This is a genomic window from Vibrio sp. HM8-C, assembly GCF_058630515.1.
This window is the reverse complement of sequence record NZ_JBMMKS010000003.1, coordinates 169,155-186,779: the sequence shown is the minus strand read 5'-3', so window position 1 is coordinate 186,779 and position 17,625 is coordinate 169,155. Positions and strand designations below refer to the sequence as shown.

Sequence of the window (17,625 nt, the reverse complement as noted above, 5' to 3'; positions counted from 1 at the left end):
ATGCATCATGCAATTGGATTAGTTGAACTCAACAGTATCGCCAAAGGAATCGAAGTTACCGATACGATGCTAAAAAGCGCCAATGTAGAACTATTGACAGCGAAAACCATCTGTCCGGGTAAATACATCATTATGGTTGGCGGAGAAATCGCAGCTGTAAAACAGTCGGTAGAAAATGGAGAACGACAAGGTGAACACATGGCAATTGATAGCTTTGTGTTGCCCAACGTTCACGCCTCTATTCTGCCCGCTTTAAGCGGTGTCACAGTCACCGACCATAAGCAGTCTATTGGCGTAGTGGAAACCTACAGCGTAGCAACTTGTATTGAAGCCGCAGACGCTGCTATTAAAGCCTCCAACATCGAATTGCTCAGAATTCATATGGCGTTTGGTATAGGTGGTAAATGCTATTTCGTCGTAAATGGTGATGTTTCTGATGTGCAAACCGCCGTCACTGTCGGCAGTAACCGAGCAAGCGACAAAGGCTTACTGGTTCACGGCTCTGTGATTGCAAAACCACACCCTGAGTTATGGCGTCAGTTAATGTAACGAGGTTGCTATGTTCGATAACTTAGAAAAAAAAGAGCGCGTTATTCAGGAATACGTACCGGGTAAACAGGTGACACTGGCGCATCTTATCGCCAATCCGAATAAAGCGGTTTACAAGAAACTTGGACTGAATGAAGCCGCAAATGCTATCGGTATTATGACGATAACGCCTAGTGAAGGTGCAATCATCGCCAGTGATGTAACGACCAAATCCGGCAATGTCGAAATCGGCTTTATTGACCGTTTCACCGGTGCGGTAGTGATCACCGGTGACGTATCTGCGGTGGAATATGCGCTTAAACAAGTGATTCATGTGCTGAGCAATCAACTCAAGTTCACCCCATGCGATATTACTAGGACCTAAGCAATGAAACGTCTGATGTTGGTAGGTCAAACACTGAGTGGCAAAACCACGTTGCTGCAAAAACTACGCGGCTTACCATTGCGTTATCAAAAAACTCAGTCGTTGGAATGTGAAGATCTATCCATTGATACCCCTGGGGAATACTTGGAAAATCGCTGTCTCAACAGCGCTCTGATCACCACATCCTACGATGCCGACATCATAGGGTTAGTTCATAGCGCAACAGCCATTCAACAAATGTTCTCCCCTTTATTTTCCAGTGCTTTCACCAAGCCTGTGATCGGTATTGTCACTAAAGCCGACGCCCCTGATGCCAGTATTGGAGAAGCCATCGCCCATTTAGCCAATGCAGGTGCAGACCCAATTTTTGTTACCTCCTCATTCAATGGCGATGGTATTGACGATTTGGTGGAGTACCTCAGTGAAGCTAAGGATCAACAAGCTTTAGCACTTGTTACAGAAAGGAATTAAGCACGATGTCACTTAACGAAACATCTCAGAAAATTATCGCCATTAACGCTGGCAGCTCTTCTCTTAAATTTCAGTTGTTTTCAATGCCTGATGAAGTTTCTCTATGCCAAGGTTTGGTTGAACGTATTGGTTTAGCCGATGCGATTTTTACCATGAAGTTCAAAGGACAAAAAGTGAGTAAGACCATCAGCATAGCCAACCACCAGCAAGCGGTGGATATGCTGCTTACCAGTTTAATTGAGTACCGAATTGTTGCTGATTTAAAAGAGATACAAGGAGTGGGTCATCGAGTAGCACACGGAGGAGAATACTTCCCTGATAGCGCCATCATCAATGATGACACGATTGAGAAAATCACTCGATTAAGTGACTTGGCACCGTTACATAACCCTGTCAACTTAACCGGAATACACGCGTTTAAACAAGCGTTACCCGATGCAAAAGCAGTCGCCGTATTTGACACCTCTTTTCATCAGACCATGGCAAAACCGGATTACATCTACTCTATTCCGTATGAGTATTACCGTAAGCACGGTATTCGTCGCTATGGGTTTCATGGCACTAGCCACAAGTACGTGGCGAACCATTATGCTGAAATGATTGGCAAACCCATTGCTGATTTGAATCTCATCACCTGCCATTTAGGAAACGGCTCCAGTATTTGTGCCATTAAAGGCGGTGAATCGGTTCATACTTCGATGGGATTTACACCGCTTGCTGGGGTAATGATGGGGACACGTTGTGGAGACATCGATCCTTCTATTCTGCCGTTCCTAGCTGAAAAAGAATCGCTAACCTTGTCTCAGTTGAACGAGATGATGAATAGCCGCTCAGGTTTTCTGGGAGTATCAGAACTATCTCACGACTGCCGCGATATACAGCAAGCATCAAAAACCAATCAACAAGCCAAGTTAGCGTTGGATATGTTTGTCGAACGCGTCCGAGCTTATGTTGGTCAGTATCTGGTTAAGCTAGGTCGCGTAGACGCCATTTTATTTACTGGAGGTATCGGAGAAAACTCTACCGATATCCGAGAAAGTGTTTGTTGTTCGCTAGAACCATTAGGAATATGCGTCGATGTGAACAAAAACCGCTCTAAATCAACGATTTTTTCTACGCAAGAGAGTTCAATTTCTTTAGCGGTAATTGAGACTAATGAAGAACTAATGATTGCTAAAGACGTCATGAGGGTATCACTATGAAAGGGAAAGTTTGGTTAGTGGGTGCAGGTCCAGGCGACCCAACACTATTAACAGTAAAGGCGCTGTATTGTATCCGTGAGGCTGACGTCATTGTTTACGATAGGCTGGTAAGCAAAGAGATATTGCAGCAAGCACCAAGCAGTTGCCAAATGGTCAATGTGGGTAAGTTACCGAATTTTCACCCAATTCCTCAAGATGACATCAATGAAACCTTAGTGAATTTCGCCCAACAGGGCTACAATGTCGTGCGTTTGAAAGGTGGTGACCCCTACGTGTTTGGTCGTGGTGGTGAAGAAGCCGATGCTTTGGTAGAACACGGAATTGAATTTGAAGTCGTTCCGGGAATTAGTTCTGCCATTGGTGGTTTAGCTTATGCGGGTATCCCTGTCACTCACAGAGACCATGCCTCCTCCTTTCACGTAGTAACAGGACATCTAAAGCAAGGTAAAGATCCACTCGATTGGTCTTTGTATTCTAAACTAGATGGCACTCTCGTTATTTTGATGGGTATGAGTCAAATCGAAAACATCTGTCAGCAATTGGTCGACGGCGGTAAAGCTACGGATACTCCCGCAGCGGTGGTTCGTTATGCTAGCCGTGATAACCAACAAGTGGTTACTGGAACCGTTACTGATATAGCACAGCGCGTGAAAGAAGAAGGCATTACTTCGCCAGCCTTAATAGTGATTGGCGGCGTTGCTCAAAAACACGCAACACTTTCGTTTAAAGCCACATGTCGTCAAATTAGCGAGTTAGCACAACTTCAACTCGATTTAGCTTAAAGGCAGTCAATATGGCGATAAGTGGACAACACGGTGGTAATGTCCTGCAAATGGCAAATCAATTTGGTCTCGCTCCCAGCGATGTCATTGATTTCAGTGCAAACATCAATCCTCTGGGTATGCCCGGAGGATTAAAGCATCTGCTCGTAGAAAACTTATCTCGCTTAGAACAATATCCCGATATTGATTACCACCTGCTGCATCGTCAGTTGGCTCGTCACCATCAGTGTTCACAAAGCCATGTGATTGCTGGCAATGGCGCAACTGAGCTGATCTTCCTTTGGGCGCAATACGTAAAACCCAAGAAAGCACTACTGGTAGAACCAAGTTTTGGCGAGTATCGCCGCGCACTTACACGCGTTGGTTGCAAAATCACCAACTACTTGCTGTGTGAAGAGGAAGAGTTTCGCGTTACCAAACGTATTCTTACTGCTCTTTCGCCCGATCTTGATTGCTTGTTCTTGTGTACACCTAATAACCCGACAGGTCTGCAACCCGACCCAGACTTGTTGACTGAAATCTTAAATCGTTGTGATGTTATGGGCATCAAGCTGTTCGTTGATGAGTCGTTTCTCGACTTTATGCCCGAGACGAAGAGTCTTTGCAGGTATCTGCCCTGCCACGACAATCTTTACATCTTGCGTTCACTGACCAAGTTTTATGCCCTGCCCGGTTTACGTTTAGGCTACATGCTCTCTTCCGACGCAGAACTTTTACAACAGATCCGCGAGCAAAGAGAACCTTGGACTATCAATGCCCTTGCTGCATTAGCAGGAGAAGTGCTGTTTGATTTTATCACCTATCACCAAGCAACCTACAACTGGCTTGCCAAAGAGCAAACTTATCTATTAGGTGAATTGCAACAGTTTGAAAAAATCAAACTCTATAAACCTTCAGCGAACTACATTTTTTTTAAACACTTGGATAGTCAGTCAGCGCTGCAATCACAGCTAATGAAACACGGTATTTTGATTCGTAGCTGCGCTAACTACATAGGTCTGGATAATAGCTTTTACCGTGTGGCAATCAAATCAAGAGCAGACAATGAGCGTCTAGTGTCAGCCCTTAAGAAGGTGTTTAATCATGGCTGAAGCGAGCTGCCCAGCTTCGTGCGGAGAGCTAATTCAAGGGTGGATTTCCGGCGGTGAAAAGCTGGTGTCTTGCCCTATTGATTGGTTCAGTACTGTCGAAGTCAGCTCTGGTTTGGCTACGCTAAGTAATCAAAGACCGATGATGCGCAAAGCGCTGGAATTAACCCTAAAGCAGCTCAATATACCAAGCGCAGAATCTCAGCAATTAAAGATCGACTTTCACTCTACTATTCCCGTAGCAAAAGGGATGGCAAGCAGCACCGCCGATATCGCAGCCACAGTTGCTGCAACCTATCGCTACTTTCAGTGTGACTACACAGCAGAACACCTTGCTTCCCTTTGTGCTCAACTCGAACCCACCGACAGCACCATGTTCAACGCCCTAACCTTATTTGATCACAACCAAGGAGTTGTGGCAGCGCAATACGGTTCGATGACAAATCTTGATGTGTTGGTGTTGGAAAGCCCAATACAGCTCGACACGGCGGCATACCACAAAGTCGATCACCGCCATTCATTGATGAGTTCTTCATTGAGATTAGATACGGCGAACACTGTTTTGGCAGATGCCATTAAACTGCACAACCCGAGTCAACTTGGCAGAGCAGCAACTGCAAGCGCTATTGAAAGTCAGATCATTTTGCCTAAACCTCGCTTTGAACAACTACTCAACATTGTCGAAAAACACGACCTGTACGGGTTGAATGTTGCTCACAGTGGTAGTGTGGTTGGGCTACTTTTTGACGCGAAAATACACGATATTGAACACGCTATTTTCGATATGGAAAATCTGGGAATAAGAGATTGTTATCCCCATTTTCATCAATGCAAGATGGTTGACGGGGGTGTTCGCTAGAAATATTCAGCACACAAATTTTGTCCTTTATTTAAAATATCATTAATATTCAAAACTCTATTTGCACTCATATTCTCTAGGTGTAAAAATATTTAACCCGAACAACATTATCCATATCAAAATAATGGTTAATATATATAAAATTCCAAATAAACTAATACATACATATGAATCCCAAGCTAACACACCTAATACAATTGAATGATAAGCAATAATTATTCCTTTATAAACAACATGTTAATAATTATTTTATTGAAGGACACAACTTCAACTTAACTAAGCATTTAAATATCAAAACCCCATCTTATTTCACTATAAGCACACCAAATTTTATATCCCGCCTTAAATATCTCTTTTTCATCAATGTGTACTAACCTTTAAATAATTTAACAAGGACGCGAAAGGATAAATACATGAAATCAGTTTCGACGTTAATGATCACTGTATTATTTTCAACACTTGTAACGGCATCAGATTCCAAAGATGCTACGCAGTCAACGATTGATGCAAATAATGCAGTAAAACAAGCCCTTCCATTCAATGACAAAAAGGATTTTGAAGAAGCACAAAAAGGTTTCATTGCCAAACAAGATGTCGTCACAATTAAAAACACAAATGGCGATGTTGTCTGGGACTTAGAACAGTATAAAAAGTACATCACCTTAGAAAGTCCAGCCCCCAAAACTGTCAATCCCAGTTTATGGCGCAACGCTCAGCTCAACATGATCAACGGTCTATTTGAAGTTACCGATGGAATCTATCAAGTTAGAGGTTATGACCTTTCCAATATCACTTTTATTAAGGGTGATACAGGTTGGTTAGTATTTGATCCACTCATCTCTCAAGAAACCGCCAAAGCTGCTTTAGATTTTATCAATAACCAGTTGGGCGAAAGACCAGTAACTGGCGTCTTTTATAGCCACAGCCACATTGATCATTTCGGAGGTGTTCGGGGAATCGTTGACGAAAAAGATGTTATTTCAGGTAAGGTTCCGATTGTTGCATCTCTAGGTTTTACAGAGCATGCGGTCTCTGAAAACGTTATTGCCGGTAATGCAATGGGCAGACGCGCTGTTTATATGTATGGAGCGTTACTTCCAAGAAACGAAAAAGGCGGCGTCAATGGTGGGTTAGGTCAAACCACATCTACTGGTTTAGCAACTATGATCAAACCCACAGATATTATCGAGAAAACGGGTGAAGAGCGAACCATAGATGGTGTGAAAATGGTTTTCCAATACACTCCAGGTACTGAAGCACCCACTGAAATGAACGTTTGGTTTCCCGATAAAAAAGCACTTTGGATGGCTGAAAACACCACCAATACTATGCATAACATCTTGACGCTTCGCGGTGCACAAGTAAGGGACGCATTAAAGTGGTCTAGCTATTTGCAAGAAACTATCGAACTATGGGGAGACGAAGTTCAGGTTAAATTTCAAAGCCACCATTGGCCTAAATGGGGTAACAAAGAGATCGTTGAATACTTTAAGACTCAGCGAGACATGTACAAATACACTCACGACCAAACCGTGCGTTTAATGAACCAAGGCTATGTTGGTTCAGAAATTTCAGAGATCATTCAATTCCCCGATGCTATTGGCAACAAATGGAGCTCACGCGGCTACTATGGGACACTACGCCATAATAGCCGCGCTGTGTATCAACGATACATGGGCTGGTATGACGGTAATCCATCAGACTTGAACGACTTACCACCAACGAATGCTGCGGTAATGTATGTTGAATACATGGGAGGAGAACAAGCGGTAATCGAAAAAGCCCAAGCAGATTTTGATTCTGGTAAATATCGTTGGGTTGCAGAGGTGCTTAAACACGTAGTATTTGCAAATCCTCAAAGCAAAAAAGGCAAAGCGCTACTCGCTGATGCCTATGAACAGCTAGGATACCAAGCGGAATCAGGACCATGGCGTTCAGTCTATCTACAAGGTGCATACGAGTTAAGAAATGGTACACCTTCTGCTGGAGGTACAAACACAGCCTCTCCAGATATTATCAAGAACATGCCCCCTGAGATGTTGTTTGACTACTTGGCAGTAAGAATTCTTCCAGACAAAGCTGCGGGCAAAAAATTCTCCATCAACTTAAACTTTACAGATTTGGACGAGAAATACACTTTATATATAGAGAACTCAGTGTTGAACCACACTCGTAAGCTTGCCGATTCTCCGGACGTATCGCTAACGTTAACGAAATCCGTATTGGATGACGTTCAACTTGGAAATGTCACCTTAGAAAAAGCCATAGCCGATGGAAACATTAAATTAAAAGGCGACAAAGAGGTATTCAAACTGTTTGTTGGTATGCTCGATACGTTTAACTTCTGGTTTAACATCGTTACACCTTAAAGTGATAAAGATGAACCAACCATTCAAGTTTCTAATGATAGCTACGCTAGCAAGCCCAATGAGTTGGGCTTGCTCGTATGATGGACAATTCAATAATCCATTCACTGAAAGCTATCCGGGAGCATTGGATGTGGCTATTGCAACACAACAAGCCATTGAGCAACAGAGTATTGTTGCACCTCCACCTTTAGAGGGAAGTAAAGGGTTAAGACGTGTAACTTGGTGGCTTAATTTATTGGAAAAAATGTCTCTAAATTTACCCAAAGGAACCTATATCTACTTAGTGGATAGTCAACTTTGGTCACAATATGAAACTCCTAACCACATTGCCATCCACGTTCAGCCACCAAAAGACAAATCAAAAGTTGTGCAGCTCACAGAAGCAACATTGCACAACCTTATTAATAAAAGATTAACCTATAAGCAAGCATTGGATCTTGGATTAATATTGGAAACTTAAAAAGCTACTCTGTATTTATGTTGAACTGATAACTATGTATTAATACTTCCTCATGCAATCCGCATCTGCCCTTGTAGAACAGTGACTGCTTTTCCTGAAAGTTTGACGGTGTTTGCGTCAAGCTGCTCTACGTCAACATAACCGCCTCGACGCGATGCTTGATACGCTTTTAACTTTGTTTTATTGAGAGCTTTTGACCAATAGACACTCAATGCACAATGCGCTGAACCTGTTACTGGATCTTCGTTAACGCCTACCCAAGGTGCAAAGTAGCGTGAAACAAAATCAACACCCTTAATTTCGTTAGTCTGACTCTTTTGAGCTGTAACCAACACACCTCGTCCTTGCAATTTTGCCATTGAGCTAAAATCAGGCTCAAGTTGATAAAGAAGTGCTTCATCGCTAATCACAATGAACTGTTTAGTATCGAAAATTCCATAATCCAAGATGTTAGATTTATGAAGTCCGATTCTTTCAATCAGCTCCACGTTGATTTCAGCATCGAATTCTATAATTGGTGCAGGAAAGGAAAGATGAATTTCATCAGTATCCAACTCAGCGGTTAGCAAACCTGACAAGGTATGAAAGGCAATAGTGTCACCCGTCTTATATAAAGCCAGTTGTTTTAAGATATGCGCAACCGCCAACGTGCCATGTCCACAAAGTTTGACCTCCACTTCAGGCGTAAACCAGCGAAGCTGCATCGTATCCATGGCTAGAAAAGCGGTTTCTGATACCGCCATTTCTGCGGCAATTGCATACATTTGGGATTCATCAAGAGCAGAGTCTGTAATACATACACCAGCAGGATTCCCTTTGAACACTTCAGATGTGAATGAATCGACTTGATATACGTTAACTTCCACAAGCATTCCCTTAATTCGCGACAGTGAGTTGCTAGCATGCTAACAGATTGCGTGAGTTTTCAAACCCACACTTTTCAGTGAGAGACTAGACCAATGTCAACGACATCTACTCAAACAAAAACGTTTAACCAAACGTTTACAAACAACTGATTTTTCAGTGAATAAACATCACTACATTTAGCGACCTATACAGAAAGTAGAATTCAGATAATCGTCAGATTTCGCATTACCCACAATAGCGCTAGAGCTGATTGATATGCCTTAGAACAAGCAGAATCGCTGGGTTAAGGAAATTTTAAAATCAGATAAGGACAAGTGAATGACTTACACACCCCGCCGTAGCAGGAAAATTAAGTAGCGTTCATTTCCTTCAGGAACAGAGTGAGATTATGAAAATAAATGCCACTGCTTTTATGACGTATGTTTTGGTGATTCAAAGTACCATCATCGCTGCGTTACTGTGCTCCACCGAACTTTTGGAAACCATTACGGTTGCCCTAGTGACTTTGACAACGGAATAGCTCTAAAACAGTCACTCGCTTCGTTGGATTATTCATCGACAGAAAGGCAAGCGAACTCAGAAACTCGCTTGCCCCTAAATAAACTCTATTCTTGTGAGTTCTCTTTAGCATTGATATCAGCATAGGTGTGCAGCAGCTCGGTTAACGCATTCACCCAACCGAATGCATCTACGGGCGCATTTACCAGCAGCTTTTCAACCAATTCACAATGAGTTTCAAGCGTAATAGCTTGCTCCAAATTGAAAGAGATAGCGTAGAAATGCCAAAGCACTAAGCGGGTCATTCTTTCACTGTTTTGTTTCGCGTTGTCTGAATCATCAAACGCTTGCTGAATTTCACTCAGTGCGATTGCAGTCATGCGAAGCATTGCGTCTAGTCGTGCAGACATCATGCGCTCTTCACTGTCGACCTCTTCCTGTTCGAAAGTAAAAATTTCGCTCATCACGTCTTCTGGAACCATTTTACTGATCATTCGAACGGCGAATTCTTCCAATTCGTGGCGAGGCATGGTTACAAGGCAGTCAAAAGTATAGTCACGAAGCATAATAGTCACTGATTAGGTGGTTAAACTGAGCCCGTATTTTAGTCACAAAGATTTGCTTTACCACCTTTAATGCACTCTATTTGCGTTTTAACTGAAGTGCACACACAAGAAAAAAGCGCCTTAATGGCGCTTTTCAATTATTGCTGACTGAATGTATTGGAGAGAGTATTCAATCTGACAGTATCTTTCTGAATATTCGCAATACTCGTTTCAATATTAGAAACGCTTCGTTGCGATTGTTCAGTCACTTGGTGGATAGCGCCAATGCTGTCGGTGTGAAGCTGACAAGTGCTTGATAACTCTTCCATTGCGCTGGCGATGTAAGAAGTCATTCCGTTAATTTCGCTCAACAATTCAGAAATATTCAATGTTGAACTTAAACTCTGGCTACTGTGCTCGACGCATTTTTCAACACCAGACAAGGATTGATTCATTTCGCCCACAACCACAGAAGACGTGCTTTGTAGATTGTCGATAAGAGACTTAATTTCCATTGTCGAACGTTGTGTGCTCGATGCCAACGCTCGAACTTCGTCAGCAACCACAGCAAAACCACGGCCTTGTTCCCCTGCTCTCGCAGCTTCGATAGCCGCATTAAGTGCAAGTAAGTTTGTTTGTTCCGCAATGCCTTGAATGCTATCAACCATACTGGTGATTGCATTAACGTTGGTTTCCAAAGAAGCAATACTTAGCGAAGCTTGCTCTAGAATTTTAGCCACATCTTGAGTAGTCTCTTGAGCTTGCTTTGCAGACTTAGCTGATATATTCAAAAGCTGGCTGATATCTTGCGCATTATTGGATAGAACAGCCGTATTCTCAGCGACTTCTTGTGACGTTGCGTTCATCTGGTTAAGTGCCACAGACAGGGCATCCACTTGCACCAACTGTTGTTGCACGCCTTTGTTGGTGTCACGGCCAACCTGCTGCAAATTTCCAACATTGGAATGAATAGTGCGTGAAATGCCAGATAGCTCATCAACCATGCGCTGAATTTTGGACATAAATCCATTCATAGATTGTTGGATTGAACCAATTTCGTCATCACGACCTTCATCAAATCTAAATTTCAGGTTCGCTTCGCCCGCGTTCAATGATTTAAACAGCGTTTCTAAATGATTTAGAGGTTTAATCAGCGTATTGCGTAAGAACAAAACAAATCCAAGCAATAACAAAACAAATACCGCCGTGTTTATATTTGAAATGAACATCGCTCGTTGCGTCAAAGCGCTGCTTTGTTCATCAGAGTTGGCAGACAGTATTTCTACGTGCTGAGCAATGCTGGACATAGCATCAACCATGTTAGACGCTGCAGTGTCAAACTGCGCCATGATTTTATTGCCTTGCTCAGGGCCACCATCAATATAAGCCTGAGCCATCTTCTGCCCTTGCTTATAGTAGGTTTCCAACGTTTTGCGAAAACTCGCTAACTCCGCTTTCTTTGCTGGAAGTAGAACGGTGAGTGCATCAATTTCATGCTCAGCGTCAGCGGCGTATTTTTTGGCTAAGTCGAAGCCATCATTCAATCCATCTAAACCACGGGTAGCACTGATGTCCGTTAACCATTGCTGTATTTGGATAACATCGACTTTAAGGTTGTTCACTGCTTGTAAAGTGGGGGCTACTTGAGTCTTTTGGTATTCAGTTTGCTCTGAAACCTGCTTCAACAAAAAATTACTGTAAAAGGAAGAACCAATCAGTACTGCTGAAAGAACACTCGTCGCTATTGTATTTTTATGCGAGATTTTCATTTTATTAATTCCGTTTGAAATGCAGCCGACTTGTAAGAATTATCCGACAACAAAGAAATCTATCGATAGCGGAATATGGGGTCAATATCCCTTTTGAATTAGTGAACGTATGTATCAAAATTAAGAACAATTAGAATTTGGCACTATTACCGAAATTATTCTCATTTATGAAGTGTTGATAGGTATGCATGATGCATAAATAAGCAAAATCACCACCACATCCCTTAATTAAGGAATATGGTGTATACACAGCAGTAATATTGTTTATTCAACAGCCATATTATCGATTATTAAACAGATAGTTAGCTATTTCTGGTTAACAAAAATCAGTTTGTCTGTATCAAATTCGCGTTCATTCGCCATTTCAACGAACTGATCTATAACCTCTGGTGAGACTGTAGGTGTTCGCGCCAGCAACCAGAGGTAATCAGTGTTAGGACCTGAAACAAACGCATAGTCATAGTTATCCCGCTCTAAGGCGAAAACCACATACGAACCATAAAAAGGGCCAAAAAATGATACTTTTAGATACCCTTCTGAATCGCTATTTACAAAATACGCTTTGCCTTCTGCCTCTTTCCACTCATCATTACTGACCGAATAACCTCTGTTTATAACAGCGACACCACCATCATCTCTTAATGAGTACTCAGCAGTAACCTTGCTCAACCCTTCCTCAAAGGAATGATCTAAACGAGCAATTTCGTACCATTTCCCAAGATAGTTTTGTAATTCAAAATCACCGACAGGTTTAACGGCATCAGGCATCCCTAAACAGCCACCCAATATAAGCGAGCTTACGAGAAGCAAAATTCGATTCACAGAAACCTCCAATAATCCGAGCTTAAAGCCAACGAACAGATGTATGAGATATAAGGCTTCACACTCATTTTCCAACTCTCATGCGTACGTTTAATCACCTAATTAGCTTGGGAATCCTTCAATTTTCACCGCTTTCAAGCCTTCTTTGTGCCATTCAGTTTGCTCTTCGCAAAAAATCTGTGCATCCAACAACTTAGTTGGCTCATCATTTAAAGAACCCGCTGGAACAATGAGAAATTTGCCACTTTTAGATAAGAATGGAAGACCAGATCCACAATGTGTACAAAACACTTTTGAGAAAGAGCGAGATGGGTGGTCGTAACGCTTTGTCAGTTCCTCACCTTTTGTCCACACCATGTTTGTCGGTGAGGTAAATAAGTTTGATGCATGTGCCGAACCAGTTAACTTTCTGCATTGTTCGCAGTGACAGAAGAAGAACTTTGCAAACTCATCTTTGAGCTTAAATTCAACGCTGCCACAACAACAGCCACCAGTAATTTCCTTTGTCATTTCAAACCTCCTTGTTTGTTTGCTTTACTCTTGAATCACTTTAACCCAATCGGATCGCCATGCTTGCGCTTCCATTGGATCTGGCCAAAACTCTTTTTGCTTGCTGATTAATCCTTTCTCAATGGTGTGAAACGTTATAACCCGTGCTCTTTGAACACTATCAGTTACTGATACATCTGTAACAACAATATTCCCTTCACTAATGATCGAGTGAATATCAAACTCCCACAAACCATTAGCGGGATAATAAGAATTGATAGCGGCAAAATTTTCTCTACCAAGGATAAGCTCACCAGACTGTGGCCAAAACCCTTCAAAGTCAGGGCTCAACCACTCACTCGCTTTTATAAAATCATTTGTTTTCATAGCGTCCCAAAACGCCATTACAACATCTTTTGAATTCAAAGCATTACCTCATGTAAACCAATCGCTCTTTTATACTGTTTATTTATTCACACTGATACTACGACTTATCCAAACTTTTTAAAGAACTCGGAACGATGATTTTGTGAATGGGTGCTACAACGAACATGTAAGCTTTACCAAATCCATTGTGTACGTGTACAACGGTTGTGGCGTGTACAGTAAGATGGTCACCTTCAACGTCCAAAAGAAACGACACTCTCACATCAAGGTGTTTGTCACTGTCTTCCAACACAATCTCTTTATCGCTGTTGCTTAACAACGTGAAAATGCCAATTCGCTCTCCAACCTTTGCTTCAACAGATTCATCTTTTGAACCAGTATCCTGAAACCGACCTAAGTGCTTTAGTCCAAACATAGATACGATTCGGTTTCTCGTTTCCATAAGCAAGGAAACCCAACTAGGGGTCTGCTTGGCGATTTGAAGATAGATCTCTATTGGAGTCTGATTATCATAGGGAATGACGCGACTATAGCTATCACAGAAATATGCACCTTTAGAGTATTCAAACAACTGAGAATGTTTTGGAATCGCCATCTATATCTCCTAACAGACAAAATAACTGGCTAAAGTTTAACCTCCAAAAACACAACAAGTGACCTTTATTTAATGAAAAAACATAAAGTTGCGAATCTGCTACAACTGCCAGTTAGTTCTTAAAGCCAAACCAGCCCGCTATATGGATTGGTTTTCAGTGAATCCAACCTACTGACCAGTGAGCCTGAATGTAGCTCCAACTTGTGACCGTCAGGATCCGAGATATAAAGAGACTGACCTTCACTACTGTTTTCTTTCCAAACTTCAACTCCCAGACCAATGACGCGTTTTGAAAACGCAGAAAACTTTTGGGATTCAATACTAAACGCGATGTGTGTGTAATCGGTTTTTGGACAAGGTTCATCGCACGAAAGGCAAAACCATAGTTCACCAACGGAAAGATAGGCTCCGTTATCCCATTTCACATGAGCGGTAAAGCCCAGAACATCTCGGTAAAAGCTAAGTGAGCGTTCCAAATCACTGACAGCGATAGTGATATGGTTAATTCCTGTAATCATCTCTACTCCATGAAGCCCATTAACTTCTTACTTTTCGAATATTCGTTACTTTAAATACAACTATTTTCCAGCAAAGCAAAACTATCGCTTGGTCGCTACAGTCTTTATTGAGACAATGCCCTACGTTACTTCCATACCAACGGACATCTATGAAAATCTTAGTTCGCAACCTCGCTCGCACAACAACTGAACACGACATTCGTAAACTGTTTTCTGAACACGGTTCAGTGGCTCAATGCACACTGGTGTTAGATAAAGAAACTGGCTTATCGAAAGGTTTTGCTTTCGTCGAAATGCCTGACGTATCAGAAGCGAAGTCGGCGATTGCTGCACTTAATCTAGCTAGTGTTGCCAAAAGCAAGATTCGCGTAAAAGAAGCGCAATAATCGAATGATTAAACCAGCTGATGAAGCTGGTTTTTTATTAATCAACAATAAAAAGCTTAGCGCCAACTGCAGTTGAAGAACGATGAGCTTCTGCATTATCTGCAACTTGGTAACTCATACCCGGTTTCAGCGTGTAAACTCGGCCATCATCAAGTTCAGTTGTTAGCTCTCCTGATATGCAGAATAAGATGTGTCCTTTTGAACACCAATGGTCTGCCAAATAGTTTTCAGAATACTCAACCATCCTTACACGAAGCTTACCAAAATGCTTAGTTCGCCAATAAGCCATGCCTGTTTCACCAGTGTGCTCTGTTCTCTCGACATCGCTCCAATCTGTAATTCCAAAAGGCAGGTTATCTATTTCCATTCTTCATTCCTTGAGTAAATTCGATTAAATCCCATACGACTGCTTATATAACGCTTAGTTAAACACCAAATCACCATACTCATCTTGTGACTTTTTAACGCCAAGAAAAGCACTGGCGAATGCATAAATGCTTTACCAACAAACTACTCGCTTTGTTGGCTTTCCACATGGCATTTAAAATTGTTAAGAATTGCTTGCCAGCCATCGATTTGCATGTCGATTGGGTTTTCGTCTTCAGGATCAAATTTAATGTCAATCCGTGTTCCCGTAGTTTCATCAGCAAATACTACCTGTGCGGTTCTACCACCAAACTCGTATTCGATGAGATGCCCAACTTCTACATTGGTATAAGTTCCTGCAAAGTCGAAACCAAAACTACCATCTTTCGCTTCCATTCGAGAGCAAAACTGACCACCAACACGCAGATCCACACTCGCCTCGGTGGTGTGCCAATCGTCTGAAGCTGCATTCCATTGAACGATGTCTTCTGGCGTTGTATAGGCTTGCCAAACTTTGTCTTTTGGTGCGTTTACGGTAGCCGAAATGTGAATTTTCATCCCCTTCCCCTATTTATCTAATAAATGACAGCCAACATTGCATTAAGGTATTTAGAACACTAAAGCGTACATATTTTCGAATGAATGGCTTCACTACGAATATTCCACCACACTGATGAAGTTATAGAAATGTTCATCTTCTGAGCTGATTTCAAACTTCAACTGCTTATACAGGTTAGCTGCTGGAAGATTGTTTTTGAAACAGCTCAAAGTTAAATCTAATCGCTGTGAATTTGCTTCAGATTTGATTGCTTTAATAACAGACGTCGCAAAACCTTTTCTGTGTTGATGTTCAAAGATAATAAGTAAATGGATATGAAGGCTACTGGATTTGAGGCGACTACAGACATAGCCCACTTTTTCTCCATTCGATAGTATCCAGCGAAACCACTCTGGCTGTAGCCTCGATTCGAATGATGATCTTTGAAAATCTTCATCCCACCCTATCGCGCTATCGACGATTGGCTTCATATACCGTTTAAATTCGGCGAACGCAGGCAAATGCTCATGCGGTTTAAATTGTGAAAGGATTATGTCCATATGTTTCCTGTGTCGCCCTGTTAAACTAACATTTCCTCAAAGCTATCAATGCAAGCTATTGCGCCACTCAAATCGTTTTTCCCATTGAACCCATGTCTCACCGCCACCACATCACAACCACTTGCTAGCCCAGCTAATACTCCTGCATTCGAGTCTTCAAATATCAATGCATGTTGTGGTTCAACAGCGAGTTTTGATAACGCCAAGTTAAACGCTTCTGGATCTGGTTTATGCTTTGTCACGTGCTCTTGGGTAATCACTACTTCAAATGAATCTCTGAGTTCTAGAGAGTTGAGAATATTGTCTACCATCCAAGTGGCTGCTGAACTAACCACTGCACAGCGTTTCCCTTCATCGTTCAGGTACTTAATGTAGGCTTTCGCACCAGGGTTTAACTCTAAGTTTTCAGCTAAAAGCTGCTCGTAGTGAGATCGAAAGTGTTTATTGAACTCGGCAAGTTCAGGATAGGTATTTGCGTTTTTGAAAAAGTGACTGGTTACCATTTGCCAGTTTTCACCCATCACCTCTTTGTAGATGTTGAAATCCACTTTTGAACCATAATCACCGCAAGCCAGCGCTAACGCTTTTCCTTTTAAGGGCTCAGAATTCACTAAAGTACCATCCATATCAAACAGGTACACCTGATACTCTTTCAAAACTCTCTCCCTATAGTTTTTCTTGTTTCTATTTCAAACAGTTAATTGCGTCGGATACCGTCTCAAACTGAATTTTCGTTAAACAGACTTCAGCAAGACAAAACTCATGACGCTGAATGAGTTTTGAAGCGTCATCTGCCGTAATTTGAACGTGTTTGTCGACTAACGTTAAATCCGAACCATTGGACTTAATCGCATAAGTGAAGCCTAGTGAATCAATTACGCTGTCTGCCTGACTCACAATCAATCCAGCACATTCACTTTGAAAAGTACTCTCTGAACCCAGATAAATGAGTTCATCGTCTCCGTCCAGTTTTAAAATACAAGGCCAGTTGATCATGAACATCTCCAGAACGTAACGTAATACTCAATAACGCGATACTAAGGCCTACCAAAGCCTTAAAGGAAAATAGAGTAAACAACTCTCAAAGCAAGGCCAAATTTAAACCAAATTTGATCGATAACTACAGTCAATGTTGAAAGCT

The 17,625-nt window shown here is 41.9% G+C and carries 24 protein-coding genes; 11 read left to right on the top strand and 13 right to left on the bottom strand.

Annotated elements, in window-relative coordinates:
* From ACOSVQ_RS05670 to ACOSVQ_RS05630, 9 genes are all read left to right on the top strand, one after another.
* Window positions 1-549 (top strand): BMC domain-containing protein, encoded by a 549-nt coding sequence (locus ACOSVQ_RS05670; RefSeq protein WP_165311464.1) that lies wholly within the window; start codon window positions 1-3, stop codon window positions 547-549.
* Window positions 550-559: 10 nt separating this feature from the next.
* Window positions 560-913, top strand: a complete 354-nt coding sequence (gene eutS / locus ACOSVQ_RS05665; protein WP_102941949.1) for an ethanolamine utilization microcompartment protein EutS — start codon at window positions 560-562, stop codon at window positions 911-913.
* Between the two features lie 3 nt (window positions 914-916).
* On the top strand, window positions 917-1,384 hold the full coding sequence (locus ACOSVQ_RS05660) for a EutP/PduV family microcompartment system protein (protein ID WP_102942056.1): 468 nt from the start codon (window positions 917-919) through the stop codon (window positions 1,382-1,384).
* A gap of 5 nt (window positions 1,385-1,389) precedes the next feature.
* Window positions 1,390-2,586: an acetate/propionate family kinase gene (locus ACOSVQ_RS05655; protein WP_491981581.1), complete on the top strand. Its 1,197-nt coding sequence runs from the start codon at window positions 1,390-1,392 to the stop codon at window positions 2,584-2,586.
* Window positions 2,583-3,368 carry a uroporphyrinogen-III C-methyltransferase gene (gene cobA, locus ACOSVQ_RS05650; RefSeq protein WP_102941947.1) on the top strand — a complete coding sequence of 262 codons (786 nt, stop codon included), beginning with the start codon at window positions 2,583-2,585 and terminating at the stop codon, window positions 3,366-3,368. The genes ACOSVQ_RS05655 and cobA overlap by 4 nt, the downstream gene beginning before the upstream one ends.
* An 11-nt stretch (window positions 3,369-3,379) precedes the next feature.
* Entirely contained in the window at window positions 3,380-4,459 is a 1,080-nt protein-coding gene (cobD, locus tag ACOSVQ_RS05645) for a threonine-phosphate decarboxylase CobD (protein ID WP_491981580.1), read from the top strand.
* On the top strand, window positions 4,452-5,315 hold the full coding sequence (locus tag ACOSVQ_RS05640) for a GHMP family kinase ATP-binding protein (RefSeq protein ID WP_102941945.1): 864 nt from the start codon (window positions 4,452-4,454) through the stop codon (window positions 5,313-5,315). Before cobD ends, ACOSVQ_RS05640 begins: the two co-directional genes overlap by 8 nt.
* Window positions 5,316-5,728: 413 nt before the next feature.
* Complete coding sequence (locus ACOSVQ_RS05635) at window positions 5,729-7,684, top strand: alkyl/aryl-sulfatase (RefSeq protein WP_491981579.1); 1,956 nt, start codon at window positions 5,729-5,731, stop codon at window positions 7,682-7,684.
* Between the two features lie 10 nt (window positions 7,685-7,694).
* Window positions 7,695-8,144, top strand: coding sequence for a hypothetical protein (locus ACOSVQ_RS05630; protein WP_491981578.1), 450 nt, complete (start codon window positions 7,695-7,697; stop codon window positions 8,142-8,144).
* A 50-nt stretch (window positions 8,145-8,194) separates the two neighbouring features.
* On the opposite strand, the gene ACOSVQ_RS05625 is transcribed toward ACOSVQ_RS05630, so the two are convergent.
* A complete protein-coding gene (locus tag ACOSVQ_RS05625) occupies window positions 8,195-9,010 on the bottom strand; it encodes a PhzF family phenazine biosynthesis protein (RefSeq protein ID WP_491981577.1) in 816 nt (271 codons plus the stop codon).
* 389 nt (window positions 9,011-9,399) lie between these two features.
* Between ACOSVQ_RS05625 and ACOSVQ_RS05620 the strand changes: the two genes are divergently transcribed.
* Window positions 9,400-9,531 carry a hypothetical protein gene (locus tag ACOSVQ_RS05620; RefSeq protein WP_491981576.1) on the top strand — a complete coding sequence of 44 codons (132 nt, stop codon included), beginning with the start codon at window positions 9,400-9,402 and terminating at the stop codon, window positions 9,529-9,531.
* Window positions 9,532-9,616: 85 nt separating this feature from the next.
* On the opposite strand, the gene ACOSVQ_RS05615 is transcribed toward ACOSVQ_RS05620, so the two are convergent.
* The 7 genes from ACOSVQ_RS05615 to fos form a co-directional block, all read right to left on the bottom strand.
* Entirely contained in the window at window positions 9,617-10,075 is a 459-nt protein-coding gene (locus ACOSVQ_RS05615; protein WP_165311471.1) for an exoribonuclease R, read from the bottom strand.
* A gap of 137 nt (window positions 10,076-10,212) precedes the next feature.
* Window positions 10,213-11,823, bottom strand: a complete 1,611-nt coding sequence (locus ACOSVQ_RS05610) for a methyl-accepting chemotaxis protein (protein ID WP_491981575.1) — start codon at window positions 11,821-11,823, stop codon at window positions 10,213-10,215.
* A 306-nt stretch (window positions 11,824-12,129) separates the two neighbouring features.
* The gene (locus ACOSVQ_RS05605) at window positions 12,130-12,645 is read right to left on the bottom strand and encodes a lipocalin family protein (RefSeq protein ID WP_491981574.1); all 516 of its coding nucleotides are present in this window, start codon (window positions 12,643-12,645) and stop codon (window positions 12,130-12,132) included.
* 102 nt (window positions 12,646-12,747) lie between these two features.
* Window positions 12,748-13,155, bottom strand: a complete 408-nt coding sequence (locus ACOSVQ_RS05600) for a GFA family protein (RefSeq protein ID WP_491981573.1) — start codon at window positions 13,153-13,155, stop codon at window positions 12,748-12,750.
* A 24-nt stretch (window positions 13,156-13,179) separates the two neighbouring features.
* Window positions 13,180-13,560 carry a nuclear transport factor 2 family protein gene (locus tag ACOSVQ_RS05595; RefSeq protein WP_491981572.1) on the bottom strand — a complete coding sequence of 127 codons (381 nt, stop codon included), beginning with the start codon at window positions 13,558-13,560 and terminating at the stop codon, window positions 13,180-13,182.
* A 58-nt stretch (window positions 13,561-13,618) separates the two neighbouring features.
* On the bottom strand, window positions 13,619-14,116 hold the full coding sequence (locus ACOSVQ_RS05590) for a DUF2867 domain-containing protein (protein WP_491981571.1): 498 nt from the start codon (window positions 14,114-14,116) through the stop codon (window positions 13,619-13,621).
* A gap of 119 nt (window positions 14,117-14,235) precedes the next feature.
* Window positions 14,236-14,634, bottom strand: coding sequence for a FosG/FosC2-related fosfomycin resistance glutathione transferase (fos, locus tag ACOSVQ_RS05585; RefSeq protein ID WP_491981570.1), 399 nt, complete (start codon window positions 14,632-14,634; stop codon window positions 14,236-14,238).
* A gap of 149 nt (window positions 14,635-14,783) precedes the next feature.
* On the opposite strand from fos, the gene ACOSVQ_RS05580 reads away from it, so the two are divergent.
* On the top strand, window positions 14,784-15,020 hold the full coding sequence (locus tag ACOSVQ_RS05580; protein WP_165311472.1) for an RNA recognition motif domain-containing protein: 237 nt from the start codon (window positions 14,784-14,786) through the stop codon (window positions 15,018-15,020).
* Window positions 15,021-15,057: 37 nt separating this feature from the next.
* On the opposite strand, the gene ACOSVQ_RS05575 is transcribed toward ACOSVQ_RS05580, so the two are convergent.
* From ACOSVQ_RS05575 to ACOSVQ_RS05555, 5 genes are all read right to left on the bottom strand, one after another.
* On the bottom strand, window positions 15,058-15,387 hold the full coding sequence (locus ACOSVQ_RS05575) for a DHCW motif cupin fold protein (RefSeq protein ID WP_491981569.1): 330 nt from the start codon (window positions 15,385-15,387) through the stop codon (window positions 15,058-15,060).
* A gap of 143 nt (window positions 15,388-15,530) precedes the next feature.
* On the bottom strand, window positions 15,531-15,944 hold the full coding sequence (locus ACOSVQ_RS05570; RefSeq protein ID WP_491981568.1) for an SRPBCC family protein: 414 nt from the start codon (window positions 15,942-15,944) through the stop codon (window positions 15,531-15,533).
* A 93-nt stretch (window positions 15,945-16,037) separates the two neighbouring features.
* A complete protein-coding gene (locus ACOSVQ_RS05565) occupies window positions 16,038-16,484 on the bottom strand; it encodes a GNAT family N-acetyltransferase (RefSeq protein ID WP_491981567.1) in 447 nt (148 codons plus the stop codon).
* A gap of 20 nt (window positions 16,485-16,504) precedes the next feature.
* Window positions 16,505-17,140, bottom strand: coding sequence for an HAD family hydrolase (locus ACOSVQ_RS05560; RefSeq protein WP_491981566.1), 636 nt, complete (start codon window positions 17,138-17,140; stop codon window positions 16,505-16,507).
* A gap of 28 nt (window positions 17,141-17,168) precedes the next feature.
* Window positions 17,169-17,480 (bottom strand): DUF4144 family protein, encoded by a 312-nt coding sequence (locus ACOSVQ_RS05555; RefSeq protein ID WP_491981565.1) that lies wholly within the window; start codon window positions 17,478-17,480, stop codon window positions 17,169-17,171.
* Between the last annotated feature and the right edge of the window lie 145 nt (window positions 17,481-17,625).